The organism is Enterovibrio qingdaonensis, assembly GCF_028683135.1.
Classification (GTDB): Bacteria; Pseudomonadota; Gammaproteobacteria; order Enterobacterales; family Vibrionaceae; genus Enterovibrio; species Enterovibrio qingdaonensis.
This window is the reverse complement of sequence record NZ_JAJUBB010000061.1, coordinates 1-1,112: the sequence shown is the minus strand read 5'-3', so window position 1 is coordinate 1,112 and position 1,112 is coordinate 1. Positions and strand designations below refer to the sequence as shown.

1 protein-coding gene is annotated in these 1,112 nt (G+C 44.8%); it reads right to left on the bottom strand.

Translation table 11 applies throughout. From position 1 onward, the window contains the following. Nucleotides 1-677: 677 nt before the first annotated feature. Nucleotides 678-1,094, bottom strand: a complete 417-nt coding sequence (locus tag LRP49_RS25115) for a GNAT family N-acetyltransferase (protein WP_274146404.1) — start codon at nucleotides 1,092-1,094, stop codon at nucleotides 678-680. Between the last annotated feature and the right edge of the window lie 18 nt (nucleotides 1,095-1,112).

The window sequence follows — 1,112 nt, the reverse complement described above, 5'->3', positions numbered from 1 at the left end:
GCCGCCATAATTTGTGCGCCCACAATACTAACCAAACACGCCACACTTCATACCAAAAATGCGGAGTGTAACGCATCAATTTGATGGCTTTGTTAGCTGCAAACTCACTGTAATACAATAACTTAACGCTAGCACAAAAGCCAAAGTGACTCGCCCAGCAAGCGCAATATTTCCGTTGAACATCACAACTAGAGCGCCTTTCACCTGCTGAGTTTCTGCATACATTGCGACAACGCTGACGGCTGCCATGTCTCATGACGAAAACCGAAACAGTGCTACCTACTTTATTAAGCACATGGAATGTTCAGCGCATGGGCTGCGGTACTCATTGAGGCGGAAACCATCGAAAATTTGAACGTTGAAATGCGAACCGCCGAGGCAATAAAACAAAGTGCCTGAGAAATGGCGGTTGATGAAACGACCCCACTTCAACCCTTCCAAATGCGATGCTAAATGGCAGACTTACGCGAAAGCCAACTGCCGCAGCAAATACCCCTGCTGGCGTAGAGCCGAGGGAGCACTGAAATTATTACTAAATACCGAACTCAAGCCCTGCCAAGAATAGACAGCTAACGCCAAGCTAAGCGGCGCTTAACTCAACTAAAATTTGCCTTCGAAATCACGAAAGCTTGTTTGAAAAAATGGCGCGAGTTTTAAGCGTCCGCTTGAGCTTTTTGTTATGTGATAATTTCTCGACCGCGCTCCAGCACCCAGCAACGCTCATTTCTTGTGTAACCGAGTTGTCCATAATAATCATTGGCTGCTGGTGCTGCGATTAGGAATAATTTACAAGTAGGCTGTATTTGCTCTTGAGTTTGAACTTGTAACTGCTTACCTATGCCTGACCTTTGATATTTTTCATCAACCGCTAGATCTGATAGGTAACAGCAATAATGGAAATCTGTCACTGAACGAGCAACACCTACCAGCTTACTACCATCCCAAGCAGTGACGATGAGGTTGCTGTTGTCCAACATACCATTGATACAAATGATATTTTCTATCGGTCTACGCTCTCCTAGAGTTGATCGCTTAAGCAAATCGATAAACTGCTCAGCCAAAATCTGCTGATTGACCTTGTATTCGATATTCAGTGTGACCTCCTTATCACA